We start from the raw sequence: 19,235 nt of genomic DNA, 5'->3' as shown, positions 1-19,235 counted from the left end.
AGTATGACGATATGGATTATAATGAAAAACATACCAGTAAAAGCAGAGCGCATGAGGTGACTTCAGAATGAAAATTGTAGGAATCGCAGGAAGCATGAACAAGAGCTCCACGACGAAGCAAGCGGTAGCGATTGTACTCGATGCAGCGAAGGCTGCAGGTGCTGATATTGAAATGATTCACCTGGCAGACTGGAAGCTGCCGATTTACGACGATCGGGAAGACGCGTCGACATATCCGGAAGTAGTCCATCGCTTCGTGCAAAAAATTTCCGAAGCGGATGGCCTCGTGATCGGTTCGCCTGAGTATCACGGGACGATGACCGGGGCATTGAAAAATGCGCTCGACTTTTTGGAAGGCCGCCATCTGCGCGATAAGCAGGTAGCGTTGGTTGGCGTCGCCGGAGGAAGCATGGGCGCTACCAACACTGTCAACACGCTGCAACTGATTATGCGCAATCTGCACGCATGGCCGCTGCCAGCCAGCCCGAGCATTCCGAGCGCGTACAACGCCTTCACGCCGGACGGCAAGCTGAAAGACGAGCGCTTGCAGGCGCGGATGGAGACGCTTGGCCAGCAATTGGTTGAATTTGTCAATTTGATGAACCAGAAAGCAGAAAAACAATTACAATAGGCAGGTTTCTCTTGCTAATCGTTCTCATTTAAAGGTATTATATTTCTACGTGCCTTTTTTGGACGGAAGAAATATGGTTTGAAATGAGGGGTTCACATGCCGACGCCGAGTATGGAAGACTATTTGGAACGTATTTACAGCTTAATTGAAGAAAAGGGCTATGCTCGTGTCTCCGATATTGCTGAAGCGTTGGAAGTACATCCCTCTTCGGTCACGAAAATGGTTCAAAAGCTGGATAAAGACAAATATCTCGTGTATGAAAAATACCGTGGCCTCGTGTTGACGCCCAAAGGGAAAAAGATCGGGAAGCGTCTGGTGGATCGCCACAGCCTGCTCGAAGAGTTCATGCGGGTCATTGGCGTTGACGAAGAGCACATTTACCAGGATGTCGAAGGGATCGAACACCACTTGAGCTGGGAATCCATTACTTGTCTGGAATATCTTGTGCAATACTTTCAGGCTGACCCGAACCGGATGGAGGAGCTTCGCCGGATTCGGCTGGAAGAGGAGCAAAAAGAAGAATAGGCATCTACAATGCGCAAGCGAATCAGGCTTGCGCTTTTCTTTTGCCTGAAAAACGGACGCGGGCAGGACCGAGTTTGCACAAAAAAAACGAAAGCGAACCCTGTTTTCTAATCCTAACGGATGAGCTGTCGCCCTATATTTGGTAGTAGAGCGTTTTTGGGGAAGGGGGCGACAGGTTGAAGGCGGACGCGGTTTTTGAAGGCGGAGGCGTAAAAGGGATCGCTTTTATCGGCGCCTTGCGAGTCATGGAGGAAAACGGATATGTGTGGGAGAAGCTGGCCGGCACGTCGGCAGGCTCGATCGTGGCCGCCCTGCTCAGCGCAGGGTACAACAGCCAGGAGCTGAAACCGATTTTTGACGAGCTGGATTACCTTCACTTTTTGCATCGGGCGGGGATCGGCAGGCTTCCGCTCATCGGGCCGATTTACGAGCTGATCGTGCGGGAAGGGGTGTTTCGCGCCGACCGAATCGAGCTGTTCATTGAAGAGTTGCTGCTGCGAAAAGGAGTGCGCACCTTTGGCGATTTGCCGCCTGGAAAGCTGAAAATCGTCGCTTCCGATGTCACTGCGCAGAAAATGGCGGTGCTGCCTGACGATCTTCCGCGCTACGGCATTGATCCGGACAGCTTTTCGGTTGCCAAAGCGGTGCGCATGTCTTCCTCGATTCCGTTTTTCTTTCAGCCGGCCCAGTTGAAAAGCGGCAACGACACGCACTATATCGTGGACGGAGCGCTGCTGAGCAACTATCCGGTCTGGCTGTTCGACGTGCCGGGGATCCCGCAGTGGCCGACGATCGGGTTCCGGCTCTCGGACGACCAGGACAAACGGGAGCAGAAAAAGATCACCGGCTTGTTTTCCTTTTCCCGCGGATTGTTGGCGACGATGCTCGATGCCCACGACAGGCTGTACGTCGACAAAGCGCACGCGGTCCGGACGGTGTTCATTCATACGCTCGGCGTGCGGACCACGCAATTTCAGTTGTCCAAAGAGATGCGCGAGCGGCTGTACGCATCGGGAGAAGCGGCAGCCCAGCAGTTTTTGCAGCGCTGGGATTTCGAAGAATACGTCAAAGTCTTTCGCTTTTCGTCCCCGAAACACCTGGTCTAGCAAACGGGCACAAAAAACAGGTCGCCGCTTTGGCAACCTGTTTTTGCTTTCAGTGAGAAATGTTGTTTTGCGCTTTCTCGTCCTGTTTTTCTTTCGATTTTCCTTTGTTGCCGTCGATCACGCGGAACGGATGCTCTTTTCTGGAGGCCGTCGATTGCTTTTTGTGCGCTTGTCGCATCACCGGAGGTTTTGCTTTTGCCTTTTGTTGCTTCGGCTTGCCAGGTCCTGCGCTTTTCGGAAAAAAGGAGCCCGTGCGCAAATAGTTGCGGACGATCAAAAACAGAGCCGCTGACAAGCCAAGAATAATCAGCGTATTGATCGGGTCACGGATGAAGGTCAACAAAAATCCGTAAATGGCGAGCAGCACAATAATCAAAATCACGGGTGGAATGCGACGTAACATAGGCCTCACCTCAATGGGAATAAGAATGCCTCACGTTATCCGGTCGTAGCCATTTTCCCCTGAACCTGCTGAAGATCCAGCTCCCGCATCTTCTGGAAAGAAGCGATGGCTACTTCGACCTGACTGTCATCCGGTTCACGTGTCGTAATTTTTTGCAGCCACAGCCCCGGATAGCCAAGGTAGCGCAAAACAGGCGTGTCGCGGAGCTTGTTTGTCCACTGCAGGACCTCGTAGGAAACCCCGATGACGAGCGGCAAGAGGACGATGCGCTGCACGACCCGCTCAGTCAGGGAGTCGTAGCTGAACAGCGAGTAGATCACGACACCGACGAACACGGTGAAAATGAGAAAACTGCTACCGCAACGGTAATGCAAGGTGGAAAATTTTTGCACATTCGCTACTGTTAATTCTACCCCGGCTTCGAAGGCGTTAATCACTTTATGCTCCGCTCCGTGATATTGAAAGAGCCGCTTGATGAGCGGGGCTTGCGCAATAGCTGTGATGTAGCCGAGCAGCAGCAAAATTTTGAAGCCGCCTTCTGCCAACGTTTGCGGAACTCCATCCGGCACCCATCTGCCCAAAAGAAAATCGGCGAGAAAAACGGGAACGAGTGTAAAGACGAATTTACCGAACAGGAAGGAGAGCACACCGACAAGGGCGACCCCCAGAATCATCGTCAGTTTCGAAGGGCCCTCGCTCACTTCTTCTCCGGATTCCATGTTGTAGCGTTCAGAGGCGAAGTTCAGATGTTTGGCCCCGTTGGCGCTGGCTTCGATCAGGCCGACCAGGCCGCGAATGAACGGAATTTTTTTCAGCGGAGTAATCCATTTATATTCCGTGCGCGGGGCTTCAAAATACTCAATCTCATGATTTTTTTTGCGAACAGCCGTTACGGTCATCGTTTTGCCGCCGAACATCACACCTTCGATGACGGCCTGACCGCCGTAGCTGGGTACTTTTTGCTGAGCCAACACAATCACCTTCCTTACCCTCCATTTTAACGGAAAGCGGGCCTTGAAGCTACAAGGAGTTCAAGCATCGCCAAGAAATGTAAACAGTTAGTGAAAAACATGGGAACAGCACATACTACGTGTGAGGTGATAGGAAATGGTAGCAGGCAAAGCTGCACGAAGGCACAAGGAGCTGTGGGGCAAGCCAAAAGAGCGCGGCAAAGAGGGGCGCAAGCCGGCGGCGGGCGCGAAAATTGTGGAGCTTGCTTTTTGGGGAACGATTGTATGGGGAATCATTCGTCTGCTCGCGCACTTCCTGAATTTGACGCCGTACGGGCTCGGCGCGTTTGCCCGGCCGCTGCTCACCGGGTTCGAGGAGGACAGCCTGACAGGTGTAGCGCTCGGGGCGATTGTGCTGTTTGTGGAAACGGTTCTGGCAAGCTTCCTGTTTTCCTTATTGTTCGGGCAAATGCGCGCCTGGTGGACCGGACTTCTCTACGGCGCGATCTTGCTTGCGATTGCAGGATTCTTCTTTCGCATAGGGAATTGGGAAGTAGGAACCTTGAGCACGGAAGGTGCCTGGTATTTGTCTTACGGGTTGTTCATTGGCATGACACTCGTCCTGGAGCATTCGGACGAGGAGCAGTGACACGGTGTAAAACGCTAGGGGAGCGGATCGCCCCCTCTCGTTTGCCAGAGTCGGAAGATTCGCAATGTTAGCCGATTTTTGCATCCTACTGTTGTGCAGGGAATGGCTTGTGGTAAAATGTTTCATTAGTAAAAAAACTTTTTGCGAAAAAACATATGGGGAGGGATGACAATGACTTCCGTTCTGCTGTTGAACGGTCCCAATCTCAATTTGCTGGGAACGCGGGAGCCAGAAATTTACGGAAAGGAAACGCTGGACGATCTGGTAGCCAAGCTGTCTTCTGTCATGGACGAACTGGGCGGCAAACTTGCGCACTGCCAGTCCAATCACGAGGGAGTCCTGATTGATGCGATTCACCAGGCAAGAGGCGTTCACGACGGCATTTTGATTAACCCTGGCGCATTCACGCACTACAGCTATGCCATTCGCGATGCGCTCGCCAGTGTGGCGCTCCCGACGATTGAAATACATATTTCCAATATTCACGCGCGCGAGGAATTTCGCCATCACTCGGTCATTGCGCCCGTTGCGATCGGCCAGGTGGTCGGCTTGGGCATGGACGGATACGAGTGGGCGCTGCGGGCGCTCGTCCGCAAAATCGAAAAAAAATAACGGCTTCGCATAGACGAAAGGGGAAACGGATTGCCATGAAACAACGTTTGGATAAATTGCGTGAAGCGCTTGCCCAAGTGGGAGCGAATGCGTTCATTACGGAAAAAGCGGAAAACCGCTTCTATCTGAGCGGCTTTACCGGCTCGACCGGCTGGGTGGTTGTCACCGAAACAGAAGCGTTCCTCGTTACAGACTTCCGCTACGTGGAGCAAGCGCAGGAGCAGGCGCCGGATTTTACGGTCGTCAACAACGAGCGCAAAGCCGTCGAGGCGATCGCCAAGCTGCTGCAGGAAAAAGGCGTCAAGCGACTGGCGTTCGAAAGCAGCATCTCCTTCGGCACGTATCAGGAGTGGAGCAAAGGCTTTGACGGCGTAGAGCTCGTCCCGACAAGCGGCCTGCTGGAAAAAATCCGCATGTTCAAAGACGAGGCGGAAATGGTCATCATCCGCGAAGCGGTGGGAATTGCCGAAGCGGCTTTTGCGCATATTCAAGGATATATCCGCCCAGGCGTGCGCGAGGTGGACGTCGCGCTGGAGCTGGAGTATTTCATGCGCAAGCAGGGCGCGACAGGCTCTGCCTTTGACATGATCGTGGCGTCCGGCGTGCGCGGTGCGCTGCCGCATGGACGAGCCAGCGAAAAAGTGATCGAGGCAGGCGAAATGGTCACGCTCGATTTCGGAGCTGCCTACAAAGGCTACAACTCGGACATTACCCGCACACTCGCTGTCGGAGAGCCGAGCGCGAAAATGAAAGAGATTTACGACATCGTGCTGCGGGCGCAACTGGCAGGTCTGGAAGCGCTGAAGCCAGGCGTGACGGCAAAAGCAGCGGATGCCGCAACGAGAGACATCATCACGGCGGCAGGCTACGGCGAAGCGTACGGACACAGCGCGGGTCACGGCCTTGGCATCGAAGTGCATGAGCTGCCAGGTCTGTCTACCGCAAGCACGTTCGTACTGGAGCCAGGCATGCTCGTGACGATGGAGCCGGGCATTTACATTACCGGACTGGGCGGCGTGCGCATCGAGGACGACGTGCTGATTACCGCAGACGGGCATGAGAACCTCAACAAGTCTACGAAAGAGTTGCTCATTTTGCCCGTGTAATTTATACTATTCTACGTTATTGATTGATTTGGGAGGACAACGATGATCTCTGTAAACGATTTTCGGACCGGTTTGACGATCGAAGTGGACGGCAACATCTACACCGTGCTTGAATTCCAACACGTAAAACCAGGAAAAGGCGCGGCGTTCGTACGCTCCAAACTGCGCAACCTGCGCAACGGCAACACCACAGAAATGACTTTCCGCGGCGGTGAAAAAGTAAACCCTGCCCGCATCGAAACCAGCACCATGCAATACTTGTATGCGAGCGGTGACGAGTACACGTTCATGAACACCGAAACCTATGAGCAACTGACGTTCACTCGTAGCCAGATCGAGCGCGAGCTGCGTTTCCTCAAGGAAAACATGAATGTGCAAATCATGCAGTACAACGGCGAAACCATCGGTATCCAGTTGCCAAACACAGTCGAACTGGTTGTAACGGAATGTGAGCCAGGCGTTAAAGGCGATACCGCTTCCAACGTGACCAAAAAAGCAACGCTGGAAACTGGCTTTGTCGTCAACGTTCCCCTCTTCGTAGAAGAAGGCGAGCGTCTGATTATCGACACGCGTACAGAGGCATACGTTTCTCGCGCGTAAGGCGTAACCGACAGAATGGACAAGAAAAAGCTGTGCCCGCTCGGGTGCGGCTTTTTTTTGTACGGACAAGAACCCCCTTTTTCGCCTGAGAAAAAGGGGGGTGCCGTTTACTTCCGATCTTGCCGCTTTTATTGGGGCCAGCGCCCGCCAAACCATTCCCACAGCTTCAGCACGAAAGCGGTAATGCCTGCCGCCATGAGGGGGCCTACGGGAATGCCGCGAAAAAACACGATGCCAATGATCGACCCGATGACGAGGCCGATAATCATGTGCGGCTCGGTGCGCAACAGGTCAAGCCCCTTGCCGTTCATCCAGGTGGCAATCGCGCCACCTGCGAGTGCTGTGAAACCGACGACTGTCGTAAACAGCGGCGTGACATCTTTCCACGATATTTTTTCGCTGGCAAACGGGACCAGTACGGAAATCGTCAAAAAAAGCAGGCCAAGTTCCAGGCCGCGACGCTCGACCGTGGGGAAAAAGCGCTCCAGGGCCGTCAGCTTCAGCACCAAAAGAATGCTCGCTGCCGTCGCGATAATCGGTGAACGGCCAATTAACCCTATGACGATCAGGATGACAAGCATCACTTCTCCAGACATCATCATTGGCATCAAAACCCCTGTCCCTGTTCTCCTTTCACTCTATGAGACAAGGTGGGGGAGTATGCGTTTGTCCTTGACGTAGGGAACGAGCTGGAACTGGTCGACCTGGGAGCAGAAGCGCAAATCCTCGGCAAAATGATGCGAGACGAGCCGCTTTCCCGTCGTCGTTTGCAGCAACTGCTCGCTCAATTTGTCCGCGTAATACAGGTAGCTCGCTTTCAAGGCTTCCCCCAGATCGCAAGTCTGGATGTTGGCCAACGCTTTTTGCGCCTGCACGATCATCAGCCCGGCGGCAAGCCCATCCTCGAGCGCGAACTCGGAGCGCGTGCCCGCGCAGTACAGCGTAATATCGAGATGATAGGTGAGCGCGTGCTTGATGCAGGCCGTCGCGTTTAAAAAGCAGCCGATCAGCAGCGCAGAGGCTCGCTCCGCCTTTTGGATCGCGCGCGTTCCGTTCGTCGTCGTGAGCACGAGGCGCTTGCCTGGCTTTTTGGTCGCAGAGATTTCCGTCGGCGAGTTGTTGCAGTCAAAATCCGGAATTTTGCGGCAGTGCCGCTCGCCAGCCAACAGGCAGTCGGCAGCGCGCAACGAGTTTGCCTGCCCGATCGTCTCGACGGGAATGACGCACACAAAGCTGTTTCCGAGCGCGGTGACGATCGTGCTGGAAGCGCGCAGGACGTCGATGACGATGACGACGTGGTTGCTGATCTGGTCAAAGCGAATTTCCTCGACTGTCGGCACTACTTCTATTCGCACGGAGCCGACCTCCCCTCTTCCATAATCAGGGCCGTATCCCCGCGCAGGCCCCGGCGCAGCGTCTCGACGGACAAGACGTCCGTGCAAGCGATGTTGCCGAGGTTGACATCGCTGCCAAGAGCCTGAATCAAGCCCACTTGCTGATCTTTTTGTGGCGCTTCCCAGATGAGCCGCTCCGCGTTGGCCTGCGCTGCCCAGACAATGTCCCGAAGAAACGTGTGATCGACCTTGCCGTTTCCGTCGAAGACGCCGACTGTCCCGCTCTCCCGCGCTTCGACGATGACGTAACTGGCGCCGGCCGTCAGGTCAAAGTCGAGCGTTTCGAGCAGCTCCTGGCGCTGGGCGCGGTAGCCGGCAGCCTTTTTGCCCACCTCTGTATAGACGATAAGCCCGGCGTCCACGCCCAGCGCAATCGCCTCCTTGCGTTTTTCAAAAGGGAGGGGAAAGGTGCCGTCGGAAATTTCCACAGCGGAAAATCCGAGCGAACGAATTTGCTGCATGTACTCCTTGATCGTGCTGTGCCGGATGGCGACCTCGAAAAAGGTTCCGCCAGGCATGATGTGCAGTCCGTGAGCCTTCGCGGCATCGAGCTTTTGCCGGAGCACTTTTGGCGGATAGAGGGCAGTCGTGCCAAAGCCGAGTTTGTATATATCCATATAAGGAGAAGCCAGATCCAGTAAATCGAAGTAAGCAGTAAGTCCCAGTCCTTTGTCAATGACCATGGTCAGCCCCTTCTGGCGGGGCTTTTCGCGCATGCGCCCGGACGGATTCGCCCAGCTTGGGGGCAAAAACGGATGCTCACAGTCTACCATCGCATTTTCCTCATTTCTTCTAGGCGTATGGTTCAGTGTATGCCCATCTGACAACAGGAGTGAAGAAGAAAGGCGGTAGGCGATCGCCCAGCGCAAGTGCTGAAATGAGCGGGTACAGGCATAGAGTGAACGGAGGGGAGGACGAGACGGTATGTGGGAAAAAGCGATTATGGGCATGGCCGCCCTGCGGGTTTTGTCAGGCAGCATCGAAATTTTGGCCGCCCTGCTCATTTTGAAGGTCAATCAGGTCGAAAAGGCGCTGCTCATCAATTCCGGGCTGGCGATTGTCGGACCTGTCATTTTGATTACGACGACGACGATCGGCCTGCTCGGCATGTCGGATCGGGTCAGCTTTGCCAAAATCGCCTGGATTTTGCTCGGCATCTCCTGCATCCTGATCGGGGTGCGCAAGTAGCGATTCGACGATCCAGTTCCTTCCAATGGTAATCCGCGCCGCTCTAGGGAATGCTAGTGTCAAAAGACCAATGGGAGGGAATGGGATGATCGAAGCGATGGCGAATCGAATCGCCTATTTGCGTGGACTGGCTGACGGCCTGGATGTGGGCGAAAAGAGTGCGGAAGGCAAAATCATGGCAGAGATGATCGAGATCATGGACGAGGTGTGCGCCCAGTTCCGCGAGCTGCACGCCCGCGTGGAAGAGGCGGAGGATTATGTCGAGGCGCTGGACGAAGACCTCGAAGATGTGGAACTCTATCTTTTCGAAGAGGACGACGACTTGTACGAAACGATAGAAGACGACGACATAGAGTACGCCACCTGCTACGACCTCGACGATGACGAGGACGCGTATTTGTACGAAGCAGATGGCGACGCATATCTGGCGGGCGGCTACGAATTTTCCTGCCCGCACTGCCAAAAAGAGATTCACTTGCGAGAGGGCCATGATGAGGAAGGCTACACCCACTACGTCATCGAGCAGTCTTCTGGCGAGCGTGAATACCAGCCGATCAACCCTACGTAAAAAGCTTGTCCCCGCGTGCTGCCAAAAGCGCCGGGGCAAGCTTTTTTTGTTTGCAGCGGCACGCGAATGAGCCTGCTGCTTTTTCGCATTTTGCCAAAAGAGTCTTAGCATAAATCTCGTCCATCCGCGCATAGGATGGAGGTAAGTCAATGTGGACAAACGAGAGTCAGCCACAAAAAGGAGGGTACCAGATGTGAGAGAGATCATGGCGATCTTGCCGGAAGCCATACGCTCGATTTTGACTGCTCTTCCCTCCGCAGTCAAAGAGCATTTGGAAGAGATACGGCTTCGGCAAAATCAGCCGTTGGAAGTGCGCTTTGGCCAGCAATCCAGCTATGTGACGCCGACAGGCCAGCTTACCTCCACCGCGAGTAAAGGATGGATTTTTTCCGCAGAGCACGCAGTCAAGCTGTTGAATCAGGTCAGCCAGCATTCTTTGTACGCGCTGGAGGAAGAGCTGAAGCGGGGCTACATTACAGTCGTAGGCGGCCATCGCATCGGCATCGCAGGAAAAGTGGTGCTGGACAAAGGGGATGTCAAAGGCATCAGGGATATCACCAGCTTCAATATCCGGATTGCCCGGGAGAAAAAAGGGGCTGCGCAAAAAGTAATGCCCTATTTGTTTGAAGGCGGCAAAGTGCTGAGTACGCTGGTGATCTCTCCGCCGCAATGCGGGAAGACGACGCTTTTGCGCGATATGGCCCGCTCCCTCAGCTACGGGAGTGAATGGTCGTCCAGTCGCAAGGTAGGGATTGTGGACGAGCGTTCCGAGCTGGCCGGGTGTCTCCAGGGAGTGCCGCAGCGAGATGTCGGCCCCAGGACAGATGTGCTGGACGCTTGCCCGAAAGCCGCAGGGATGATGATGCTGATTCGCTCCATGTCTCCCGATGTGCTGATCGTGGACGAGGTGGGGCGGGCGGAGGACGGGGATGCCGTCTGGGAAGCGATTCATGCCGGAGTCGCGGTCATCTGCTCCGCGCATGGCGCCGACATCCAGGAGGTGGCCCGGCGCCCGATGCTCGGCAACCTGGTGCGACACGGCGTGTTTGCCCGCTATATCGTGCTTAGCCGGGCGAAAGGCGTGGGCACGATCCAGGCGATCTACGACCAAAGCATGAAGCCGCTCGAAAAGGAGAAGGTCGCATGGTCAAGCTGATTGGTGCGGTGCTCATCCTGTTCTCCGCTTCCATGGTCGGCTGGCAGATCGGCAGGTACTACGCCTATCGCCCGGTTCAGCTACGGGCGCTCCTGGTCGCCTTGCAAATGCTGGAGACGGAAATCGTGTACGGCATGACGCCGCTGCACCGCGCTTTTGTCAAAGTGGGTCGCCGCGTCTCCGAGGAAGTGGGCAAAGTGTTTCTGCACGCCGCAGAGCTTTTGGTCAGCGAAAAGGCGCAATCGGCCGAAGATTCCTTGCAGCAGGCGATGGGAAAGCATTGGGCGCAAACGGCCCTGCGCCGGCAGGAGCGGGAGGTGCTCGCGAGTCTCGGACAGGTTCTCGGGTCATCCGACAGGGAAGACCAGCAAAAGCATCTGCGCCTTGCGGTGACCCACCTGCGAGGACTTGAGGAAGAAGCGCGGGCGGAGCAGGCAAAATACGAACGCATGTACAAAAGTCTTGGCTTCCTCGGCGGGCTCTTGGTCGTCATCCTGATGTTCTAAAGGCGAGGTGTTCACAGTGGATTTTGATTTGACACCTGTTTTCCAGATCGGAGCGGTAGGGTTCATCACAGCGATCTTGCACACGGTCCTCAAACAGGCGGGAAAGGAAGATATTGCGCACTGGGCGACACTGGTCGGATTCATCATCGTCCTGTACATGGTGTCCCACTACCTCGGCGACCTGTTTTCTGAGGTGAAACGCGTCTTCCTGTTCAACTGAGGAGGGGCTCTCGATGGAAATCGTACAAATCGTTGGACTTGGACTGGTCGCAACCATACTTGCCCTGGTGATTAAAGAACAAAAGCCGATGTTCGCTTTTCTTTTGGCGATTGCGAGCGGCGTCATCATTTTCTACTTCCTGGTAGGAAAAATCGCCGAAGTCATTCGCATTCTGGAAAGGCTGGCGGTCCAGGCAGATTTGAACCTCGTGTTTCTGGAAACGATTTTAAAAATTATCGGAATTGCCTACATCGCAGAATTTGGGGCGCAAATGACCCGCGATGCCGGACAAGGGGCGATTGCCTCCAAAATCGAGTTGGCGGGAAAAGTGCTGATCCTGGTCATGGCCGTGCCGATTATCCAAATCATCATCGAAACAGTGATCGACTTGCTGCCGGCGTAAGGGAGGGGGGATGTCTGTGGCGCGTACTGGCAAATTGATCCTGTTATGGTTCGCACTCTTTTTCTATCTGTCGCCGGGAATGGTCGATGCAGCCGGGGCACCCGCAGCCAACCCGATCAACCAAATCGTCGAAGAGCAAGTCGATCACCTGCAACTGGAGCGTGTCGAGCAGTATTGGCAGCAGCTTCAGCGGGAGTACAAAGGCTACTTGCCGGACTTGAAATCCCAGGGCTTCATCCAGATTTTGATGCAGCAGGAGGAACTGACGATCTCTGGCGTCCTGCAAGGGATGGGCAAATTCATCTTCCACGAAATCTTGATGAACGGCAAACTGCTCAGCTCGATTATCATCATCACGGTGTTTGCCATGATCCTGGAGACGATGCAAAATGCTTTCGAACGAAACGCCGTTTCTACCGTGGCCTATTCCATCGCTTATCTCGTTTTGATGGTGTTGGCTATCAACAGCTTTCACCTCGCCATCACTTACGCCAAGGACGCGATCAGCAGCATGACGGATTTCATGCTCGCCATGATCCCGCTGGTCATCGCCCTCCTGGCATCAGTGGGGAACCTCGCGACAGCGACCATGTTTCACCCGCTGATTATTTTCATGATTAACATCAGCGGCATGATGATTACGTACGTCGTGTTCCCGCTCCTGTTTCTCTCGGCGATGCTGTCGATTGTCAGCCTGTTTTCGGAACGCTACAAGGTCACGCAGCTTGCTACGCTGCTCCGAAATATCGCGATGGGCGTGCTCGGTTCCTTCCTGACGATTTTTCTCGCGGTCATCTCGATTCAGGGAGCCACCTCGGCTGTCGCAGACGGCGTCACCTTGCGGACTGCCAAATACATTACCGGCAACTTCATCCCGATCGTCGGACGCATGTTCTCCGATGCGGCCGATACGGTCTTAAACGCATCGCTTCTGGTCAAAAACGCAGTCGGCCTCGCTGGAGTGGTCATCCTCATCATCTTGTGCGCTTTCCCGGCTCTCAAGATACTGGTGCTCGCCCTGATCTACAACGTGTCATCCGCCGTGCTGCAGCCGCTCGGCAACAGCCCGATCATCAGCGCGCTCGGCACGATCGGAAAAAGTCTCCTGTTCGTCTTCGCCGCGCTGGCGACGGTGGGCTTGATGTTCTTTCTGGCTATTACCATCATCATTGCGGCAGGCAACATCTCCATGATGGTTCGGTAGGTGATGACATGACATGGTTAACGCTTTGGCTGAAAAAAATCATCCTGCTCGTCCTCCTGGCAGCCTTTCTCGATCTGATCCTGCCCAATACGACCTTGCAGCGCTACGTGAAAATGGTCATGGGGCTGATCCTTTTGTTGACGATCATCTCCCCGGTGTTCAGCCTGTTCAGTCTGTCGCAGGATGATCTCGCCCTCCGGTTGGATCGCTACCAGCAAGAGCTGAACAAACCGGCCTCTGTCGAATGGAAAAAAATGACTGACAAGCTTCTGGGACAGCAAAACGAGCAGATGACCGCTTACGTGCAGGCGCAGGTAGCAGCCGCTGTGAAGGCGAAAATCAAGGCCGATTACGGTGTGGAGGTCGCGGACGTGGCAGTCGTGATCGAGCAGAAGCAGCAGGGAGAGCCGACCTTGTCCCGCATGGAGCTGGTGATCGGCGAAGCGGACAGCGCCCCGGACCAGAACGGGTTGCAGCAGGTCCAGCCGATCAAGCCGATTACGCCCATCGCCCCGGTGGAGGTCACGATTGGCGAGGCGCAGGAGCCCAAACAGGAAGTCGAGGTGGCGGCGCGCGAGGACAATCCGCTGATGAGCCGGATGGCGAGCGATCTGGCCGCACAATGGGGGCTTTCCAAAGAGCAGGTCATTATCAAAGACGAGTCCAGGGAAAGAGAAAAACAGTAATGGCGCTGTCGACACAAGCGAGGTGAGAAAAATGCTGGAAAAGCTGAAAAAACTGTGGGAAGGAAACGGCAGCAACAAAAAGCTCAAGCCGTTGCACTATTTGATCGTCGTCCTTGGCATCGGGATTGCTGTCATGATCTTGACGGATTTTCTGCACGTCGAAAAAGATCAGCCGCTCGGATTCGCGATAAACTCCGGCGAGACGTCGCCGCAGCCATCAGGCGATGCGACGTCTCCGGTGCTTGGCGGGTCGCCCGCGCCGGACATTATCGCGGAGTACGAAAACATCTACGAATCCCAGCTTCGCGATATCCTCGCGAGTGTAGTCGGCGTGGGAGAGGTGGAAGTCATGGTCAATCTGGAATCGACACCGGAGCTGGTCGTCGAGAAAAACACGAATGTCCGCTCCTCGGTCAACCAGGAGATGGATAAGGAAAAGGCAACCCGGAATCAGAGTGACCAATCACGCGATTCGCAGGTCGTCATTGTCCAGGGCGGCAAGCAAGACCAGCCCGTCATCGTCAAGACATTGAAGCCGCGCGTCCGGGGGGTGCTGGTCGTGGCCAAAGGGGCCGACAACATCCAGGTAAAAGCGTGGATCACCGAGGCCGTGCAAAAGGTTTTGGATGTTCCCGCTTACAAGATATCCATATTGCCCAAAAAAGGGTAGGAGGTAATGGCGAATGATTCTGCGCAAGCAAACAGTTTGGTTGTTGACGATGCTGGCTGTAATGGTGGTACTCTCCGGCTACTATTTGGTGAAGGGGCCGCAAGAGCAGATTCCGACCTCGGGACAAGAGCAGGCAGTCCAGAAGCAAGAGCAGATTTCCGGCGTGGAGGTGGAGACCAAGCAAGTCGAGCAGGCTCCAGGCGCTACTGCGGTCGATGCCAAGGATGGCAAGCAGGAAGCAACGACTCCTGTCGGGCAAACGCCAGCTCCTGAAGAAGCGAAGCAAACTTCTGGCAACGCGGTCGTTCCGGTAGCCGAGACGGCGGCCGAAGTTTTCCAGGGCTTCAAGCTGAATCGGGAAGCGCAAATCCAGCAGCAAAAGGATGAGCAGCTTGCGATTATCAACAATGCCGATGCTACTCCGCAGGCGGTAGCCGAAGCCAAGGCCAAGTACGACGAGCTGTCCACGTTGGAGACGGCTACGATGAACGTGGAAGAAATGCTCAAGGCGAGCGGCTACCAGGATGCGGTCGTCCTCATCAAGAACGACAAAGCCACTGTGATTGTGCAAAAAGACAAACTGAGCGCAAACGAAGTGGTGGAAATCATCGCCCAGGTCAAGCAGCATTTGAACATGCCGGCGACGAACATCAACGTCCAGTTCAAGGCGTCCTGACTGGCGAAAACAAGCTGAGCTACCCGTTATAAGCGGCCCCTGTAGTGGGCATGCTGGTAAGGATTTTCTCGCTTCCTCTCGGCAGGAAGCGGGGAAATCCTTTCTTGACGTGGTATGGGCAACAGGCTACCATGGATTTATGGTTTGCCAAAAAGGATACATATGGGACTCCCTGTTCCGCTATTGAAACAAACGAAGGAGTGCTTTTTCGTCATGAAAATTCATGAAATCCGAGAAATTATTAAGCTGATCGATCAATCTTCCATTAATGAATTTAAACTGGAGACCGAAGGGGCAAAAGTGACTCTGAAGAAATCCAGCGGTACAGAGACAGTAGTAGTGACACAACCAGTCGTACAAGCCCAGGCGGCGGCTCCTGTTGCGGCTGCGCCAGTAGCGGCGGCTCCAGCGCCTGTGCAAGCAGCGCCTGTTGCGGCGGAAGCGCCGAAAGCTGCTCCGAGCGCTCCTGCTGTTGACGACGCGAACCTGCACAAGATCGTCTCGCCGATGGTCGGAACCTTCTACAGCGCACCAGAGCCTGGCAAGCCTCCTTATGTACAAGCTGGCGACAAGGTCAATCCGAACAAGGTCGTCTGCATCGTGGAAGCGATGAAGCTGTTCAACGAAATCGAAGCAGAAGTACATGGCGAGATCGTCAAAGTGCTGGTCGAAGACGGCCAGCTCGTTGAATACGGTCAAGCACTGTTTTTGGTGAAGCCAGAATAAGGTGGGGGAGAGCGAAATGTTTCAAAAAGTATTGATTGCCAATCGCGGGGAGATTGCCGTTCGGATCATCCGGGCATGCTGCGAGCTGGGCATTCGTACGGTCGCTGTCTACTCCGAAGCGGATCGTGAAGCGCTTCATGTGAAAATGGCCGACGAAGCTTACTGTATTGGTCCAAAAGCATCTAAGGAAAGCTATCTGAACATAGCGAACATCATGAGCGTGGCGACCAAGGTGGGCGTAGACGCGATTCACCCGGGCTACGGATTTTTGGCGGAGAACGCTGACTTTGCCGAGATTTGCGCGGCATGCAACATCACCTTTATCGGTCCTGATCCGGAAGCGATCGTGAAGATGGGCGACAAGTCCACGGCAAAAGATACGATGAAAGCGGCCGGAGTGCCGACAGTACCTGGGACAGAAGGGCTGATTGAGGATATCGAGAGCGCCATCCGGACAGCCAACGAAATCGGCTATCCGGTGATGGTCAAAGCGACTGCGGGCGGCGGCGGACGCGGCATGCGCGTAGCGGTCGACGACGAAGATTTGGAAAAGGCGATCCGCCAGGCGCAAAACGAGGCGAAAACCGCTTTCGGCAACCCGGGCGTGTACCTGGAAAAATTCGTCGAAGGTCCGCGTCACGTCGAAATCCAGATCATGGCCGACAAGCATGGCAACGCGGTCTACCTGGGCGAGCGCGACTGCTCCATCCAGCGCCGTCACCAAAAGCTGATTGAAGAAGCGCCATCGCCTGCCTTGAGCGAGGAGACGCGCAAGCAAATGGGCGAAGCGGCTGTCGCGGCGGCCAAAGCGGTTTCCTATCACGGAGCCGGTACGGTCGAATTTTTGCTGGACAAGCACGGACAGTTTTACTTTATGGAAATGAACACGCGGATTCAGGTAGAGCATCCGGTGACCGAGCTGGTTACAGGCTTCGACTTAATCAAGGAGCAGCTCACGGTAGCAGCGGGAGAGCCGCTGTCCTTTACGCAGGAAGACATCAAGCTTGACGGCTGGGCGATCGAATGCCGGATCAACGCAGAGAACCCGGCGAAAAACTTCATGCCGTCACCTGGACGCATCACCGAATACTTGCCTCCGGGCGGTTTCGGCGTGCGGGTGGACAGCGCTGCCTATGCGGGCTATTCCATTCCGCCTTACTACGACTCCATGATCGCCAAGCTGATCGTCTGGGGCAAGGACCGCAACGAGGCGATCGAACGGATGAAGCGCGCACTCGGCGAATTTGTCATCGACGGCATCACCACGACGATTCCGTTCCATCAAAAAGTGCTGGAGCATGAAGTGTTCGTGAGCGGCCACTTCGACACCAAGTTCCTGGAAAACTACGAATTGAACCTGGATGAAGAATAATCAAGGCTGATTTGTAAAAAAACGGTGCGCTTGGTATAATGAATTACAAATCTAAAGGGAGGTGCGAAGCATGGAAGAGTTTACTCCGGATTTAGATAGAACAGAGCTTGGAAAGGTCCAGATCGCTCCCGAAGTACTGGAAGTGATCGCCGGCATGGCTGCGTCCGAGGTGGAAGGCGTAGCACAGATGAGCGGCGGTTTCGTAGGGGAAATAGCTGAACGATTAGGCCGTAAAAATATAGCTCGCGGCGTTCGCGTGGAGGTTGGCTCCCGCGAAGCGGCAGTGGATGTCTCCATCATTGTCAAGTACGGACACCGGATTCCAGACGTCGCTCGTAATATTCAAGATAGTGTGCGCAATGCGATCGAAGGAATGACCGGACTTTCGGTGGTGGAAGTAAACGTACATATCGTCGATGTAGAGCTGAAAGCCGAAGAAAAAGCTCCGGCGACGCCTGTAGTCGAAGATTACCAGCGTGTGCGCTAACATGCACCGGATGGATGCCCCCTACTGACAGGGGGCATTTTCCTCATTCCAAGTCAGTTGTTTTGCCAAGCCTTGGCTAAGGCGGGGAATTAGCCTTTGACCTTGCCCTGTTTGTCTCCTTTCAAACACGGCGAAAAGGAGAGATGCATGTGAATTTGTTTGACCGCTTTATTTTGACGATTTACAGCTTTGCGCTGATTATTTTGTCCTGCATCGCGATAACTGCCACCAGCGGTTTGATTTCACCCGAGTTTTTCCGCCCTTATGTCGAGCAAATGCTGGCGGGAACGAACATCACGTATCTCATCGTCGCGATTATTTTCCTCGTTGTGAGTCTTCGCTTCTTTTTCAGTTCTTTTCGTTCCACGAAGCCAAAAATTGATCGTGGCATTCGCCAGCGCAGTGATCTTGGCGAAGTCCACATTACGATGCAGACGATCCAGACGATTGCCGAGCGCGCTGCCCGGCGCGTAAAAGGCGTGCGCGATATGAAAACGGCAGTCAAAGCGCTGGAGAGTGGGAACATCATCACCTTGCGCGTTTCCGTCGATGGCGAGACCCCGTTGCCGGAGCTGACGCAAAAGTTGCAGGCAGACGTGAAGGAGCAAGTCGAAGGAATTGCTGGCGTCGTGATTTCCGAAGTGTCGGTTGTGGTAACGGAAGTGGCTCAGCAAGAAAACTACGCGGCTCGCAAGCGAGTGGAATAGAAGGTGAAGTCCATGATGTGGGAGTTATTGTGGGAACACAAGGGGAAGCTAATGGGGATTTTGGCCGGAATTTTTTTCGGCATCATCTACCTTCTCGTCGGTTTTTGGAATACACTAGTCTTTGTTGTGTTTGTCGGGACCGGCTATTACATCGGTCGCAAGCTCGACCATAAGGAAGACTTGCGCGAAATACTGGATCGGATTCTGCCTGGCAAGTTTCGGTAGCAGATTAAGAGGGGAAGGAATTTGCTCCCCTGCTGACTTTAATTAGTAGGTGAATGGAATGAAGCGTAGAACAGCACGAGAAAAAGCAGTCCAATGTCTTTTCCAGATCGACATGGCCGAGGTGCCTGTCAAGGAAGCGGTTGATCTGGTCATGGAAGAGTCCGAGGAAAGCTCGCAGTATTTGCGTTATTTGCTCGATGGGGTTTTGGCGAACCTGGCAGAGATCGACGCAGAGATCAAAAAGTATTTGCGCGGCTGGCAGTTGGAGCGTATTGCCAACGTAGACCGCGCCATTTTGCGCCTCGCTTTTTACGAGATCATGTTTGAAGCGGATACGCCTGACAAGGTCGTCATGAACGAAGCGATTGAAATTGCGAAGCTGTTCAGCGACGAAGCGTCCCACCGTTATATCAACGGCGTACTGGCGAGCTTCTTGCAGGCAAGAGAAACGCAAAAGGCATAAAA

General features: G+C 54.4%; 28 protein-coding genes. 23 read left to right on the top strand and 5 right to left on the bottom strand.

Features of this window, described 5'->3' with window-relative positions:
* Positions 1-67 precede the first annotated feature (67 nt).
* The 3 genes from M655_RS16365 (at position 68) to M655_RS16355 (ending at position 2,262) form a co-directional block, all read left to right on the top strand.
* On the top strand, positions 68-631 hold the full coding sequence (locus M655_RS16365) for an NADPH-dependent FMN reductase (RefSeq protein ID WP_025843715.1): 564 nt from the start codon (positions 68-70) through the stop codon (positions 629-631).
* Positions 632-727: 96 nt separating this feature from the next.
* Positions 728-1,156, top strand: a complete 429-nt coding sequence (mntR, locus tag M655_RS16360) for a transcriptional regulator MntR (protein ID WP_005827231.1) — start codon at positions 728-730, stop codon at positions 1,154-1,156.
* 176 nt (positions 1,157-1,332) lie between these two features.
* On the top strand, positions 1,333-2,262 hold the full coding sequence (locus M655_RS16355; RefSeq protein ID WP_005827233.1) for a patatin-like phospholipase family protein: 930 nt from the start codon (positions 1,333-1,335) through the stop codon (positions 2,260-2,262).
* A gap of 49 nt (positions 2,263-2,311) precedes the next feature.
* Here M655_RS16355 and M655_RS16350 read toward each other — a convergent pair whose 3' ends face one another.
* Both M655_RS16350 and M655_RS16345 read right to left on the bottom strand, forming a co-directional pair.
* Complete coding sequence (locus tag M655_RS16350) at positions 2,312-2,665, bottom strand: hypothetical protein (RefSeq protein WP_005827235.1); 354 nt, start codon at positions 2,663-2,665, stop codon at positions 2,312-2,314.
* A gap of 35 nt (positions 2,666-2,700) precedes the next feature.
* Entirely contained in the window at positions 2,701-3,636 is a 936-nt protein-coding gene (locus tag M655_RS16345; RefSeq protein ID WP_025843718.1) for a DUF1385 domain-containing protein, read from the bottom strand.
* 136 nt (positions 3,637-3,772) lie between these two features.
* Between M655_RS16345 and M655_RS16340 the strand changes: the two genes are divergently transcribed.
* The 4 genes from M655_RS16340 (at position 3,773) to efp (ending at position 6,582) form a co-directional block, all read left to right on the top strand.
* The gene (locus M655_RS16340) at positions 3,773-4,264 is read left to right on the top strand and encodes a YqhR family membrane protein (RefSeq protein WP_005827239.1); all 492 of its coding nucleotides are present in this window, start codon (positions 3,773-3,775) and stop codon (positions 4,262-4,264) included.
* A gap of 171 nt (positions 4,265-4,435) precedes the next feature.
* Positions 4,436-4,876, top strand: coding sequence for a type II 3-dehydroquinate dehydratase (gene aroQ, locus M655_RS16335; protein WP_005827241.1), 441 nt, complete (start codon positions 4,436-4,438; stop codon positions 4,874-4,876).
* 35 nt (positions 4,877-4,911) lie between these two features.
* Positions 4,912-5,982, top strand: a complete 1,071-nt coding sequence (locus M655_RS16330) for a M24 family metallopeptidase (protein WP_005827243.1) — start codon at positions 4,912-4,914, stop codon at positions 5,980-5,982.
* A 42-nt stretch (positions 5,983-6,024) separates the two neighbouring features.
* Positions 6,025-6,582, top strand: coding sequence for an elongation factor P (gene efp, locus M655_RS16325; RefSeq protein ID WP_005827245.1), 558 nt, complete (start codon positions 6,025-6,027; stop codon positions 6,580-6,582).
* Between the two features lie 128 nt (positions 6,583-6,710).
* Here efp and M655_RS16320 read toward each other — a convergent pair whose 3' ends face one another.
* Genes M655_RS16320 through comA form a run of 3 tightly spaced genes read right to left on the bottom strand, consistent with a single transcriptional unit; the run spans position 6,711 to position 8,749 of the window.
* Complete coding sequence (locus tag M655_RS16320; RefSeq protein ID WP_025843720.1) at positions 6,711-7,181, bottom strand: DUF441 domain-containing protein; 471 nt, start codon at positions 7,179-7,181, stop codon at positions 6,711-6,713.
* A gap of 39 nt (positions 7,182-7,220) precedes the next feature.
* Positions 7,221-7,937 (bottom strand): 2-phosphosulfolactate phosphatase, encoded by a 717-nt coding sequence (locus M655_RS16315; RefSeq protein ID WP_026557062.1) that lies wholly within the window; start codon positions 7,935-7,937, stop codon positions 7,221-7,223.
* Complete coding sequence (gene comA, locus M655_RS16310) at positions 7,928-8,749, bottom strand: phosphosulfolactate synthase (RefSeq protein WP_005827251.1); 822 nt, start codon at positions 8,747-8,749, stop codon at positions 7,928-7,930. The genes M655_RS16315 and comA overlap by 10 nt, the downstream gene beginning before the upstream one ends.
* Positions 8,750-8,900: 151 nt before the next feature.
* Here comA and M655_RS16305 point away from each other — a divergent pair, with 151 nt between their 5' ends.
* From M655_RS16305 to nusB, 16 genes are all read left to right on the top strand, one after another.
* Complete coding sequence (locus M655_RS16305) at positions 8,901-9,164, top strand: YqhV family protein (RefSeq protein WP_005827253.1); 264 nt, start codon at positions 8,901-8,903, stop codon at positions 9,162-9,164.
* An 85-nt stretch (positions 9,165-9,249) separates the two neighbouring features.
* The gene (locus tag M655_RS16300) at positions 9,250-9,732 is read left to right on the top strand and encodes a CD1247 N-terminal domain-containing protein (RefSeq protein WP_005827255.1); all 483 of its coding nucleotides are present in this window, start codon (positions 9,250-9,252) and stop codon (positions 9,730-9,732) included.
* A gap of 193 nt (positions 9,733-9,925) precedes the next feature.
* Entirely contained in the window at positions 9,926-10,888 is a 963-nt protein-coding gene (gene spoIIIAA, locus M655_RS16295; protein ID WP_007785609.1) for a stage III sporulation protein AA, read from the top strand.
* Positions 10,876-11,394, top strand: a complete 519-nt coding sequence (gene spoIIIAB / locus M655_RS16290) for a stage III sporulation protein SpoIIIAB (protein ID WP_005827261.1) — start codon at positions 10,876-10,878, stop codon at positions 11,392-11,394. The genes spoIIIAA and spoIIIAB overlap by 13 nt, the downstream gene beginning before the upstream one ends.
* A 16-nt stretch (positions 11,395-11,410) precedes the next feature.
* The gene (spoIIIAC, locus tag M655_RS16285) at positions 11,411-11,614 is read left to right on the top strand and encodes a stage III sporulation protein AC (protein WP_005827263.1); all 204 of its coding nucleotides are present in this window, start codon (positions 11,411-11,413) and stop codon (positions 11,612-11,614) included.
* 13 nt (positions 11,615-11,627) lie between these two features.
* A complete protein-coding gene (gene spoIIIAD, locus M655_RS16280; protein ID WP_005827266.1) occupies positions 11,628-12,017 on the top strand; it encodes a stage III sporulation protein AD in 390 nt (129 codons plus the stop codon).
* Positions 12,018-12,033: 16 nt separating this feature from the next.
* Complete coding sequence (gene spoIIIAE / locus M655_RS16275) at positions 12,034-13,221, top strand: stage III sporulation protein AE (protein ID WP_026557063.1); 1,188 nt, start codon at positions 12,034-12,036, stop codon at positions 13,219-13,221.
* A gap of 8 nt (positions 13,222-13,229) precedes the next feature.
* Positions 13,230-13,907 carry a stage III sporulation protein AF gene (gene spoIIIAF / locus M655_RS16270; RefSeq protein ID WP_026557064.1) on the top strand — a complete coding sequence of 226 codons (678 nt, stop codon included), beginning with the start codon at positions 13,230-13,232 and terminating at the stop codon, positions 13,905-13,907.
* 31 nt (positions 13,908-13,938) lie between these two features.
* A complete protein-coding gene (spoIIIAG, locus tag M655_RS16265; protein WP_005827272.1) occupies positions 13,939-14,577 on the top strand; it encodes a stage III sporulation protein AG in 639 nt (212 codons plus the stop codon).
* Between the two features lie 13 nt (positions 14,578-14,590).
* Positions 14,591-15,253, top strand: a complete 663-nt coding sequence (locus M655_RS16260) for a SpoIIIAH-like family protein (protein ID WP_005827274.1) — start codon at positions 14,591-14,593, stop codon at positions 15,251-15,253.
* A gap of 213 nt (positions 15,254-15,466) precedes the next feature.
* Complete coding sequence (gene accB / locus M655_RS16255; RefSeq protein ID WP_005827276.1) at positions 15,467-15,979, top strand: acetyl-CoA carboxylase biotin carboxyl carrier protein; 513 nt, start codon at positions 15,467-15,469, stop codon at positions 15,977-15,979.
* A gap of 16 nt (positions 15,980-15,995) precedes the next feature.
* The gene (gene accC, locus M655_RS16250) at positions 15,996-17,351 is read left to right on the top strand and encodes an acetyl-CoA carboxylase biotin carboxylase subunit (protein WP_007785602.1); all 1,356 of its coding nucleotides are present in this window, start codon (positions 15,996-15,998) and stop codon (positions 17,349-17,351) included.
* A 70-nt stretch (positions 17,352-17,421) separates the two neighbouring features.
* On the top strand, positions 17,422-17,838 hold the full coding sequence (locus M655_RS16245) for an Asp23/Gls24 family envelope stress response protein (RefSeq protein ID WP_005827279.1): 417 nt from the start codon (positions 17,422-17,424) through the stop codon (positions 17,836-17,838).
* Between the two features lie 149 nt (positions 17,839-17,987).
* A complete protein-coding gene (amaP, locus tag M655_RS16240; RefSeq protein ID WP_007785599.1) occupies positions 17,988-18,545 on the top strand; it encodes an alkaline shock response membrane anchor protein AmaP in 558 nt (185 codons plus the stop codon).
* 12 nt (positions 18,546-18,557) lie between these two features.
* Positions 18,558-18,770, top strand: coding sequence for a DUF2273 domain-containing protein (locus M655_RS16235; RefSeq protein WP_005827283.1), 213 nt, complete (start codon positions 18,558-18,560; stop codon positions 18,768-18,770).
* Between the two features lie 58 nt (positions 18,771-18,828).
* Entirely contained in the window at positions 18,829-19,233 is a 405-nt protein-coding gene (nusB, locus tag M655_RS16230) for a transcription antitermination factor NusB (protein ID WP_005827285.1), read from the top strand.
* Positions 19,234-19,235: the final 2 nt, after the last annotated feature.

The sequence above is a fragment of the Brevibacillus sp. NSP2.1 genome, assembly GCF_000470975.2.
Taxonomy (GTDB): Bacteria; Bacillota; Bacilli; order Brevibacillales; family Brevibacillaceae; genus Brevibacillus; species Brevibacillus agri.
This window is presented reverse-complemented; position numbering and strand designations above follow the sequence as displayed.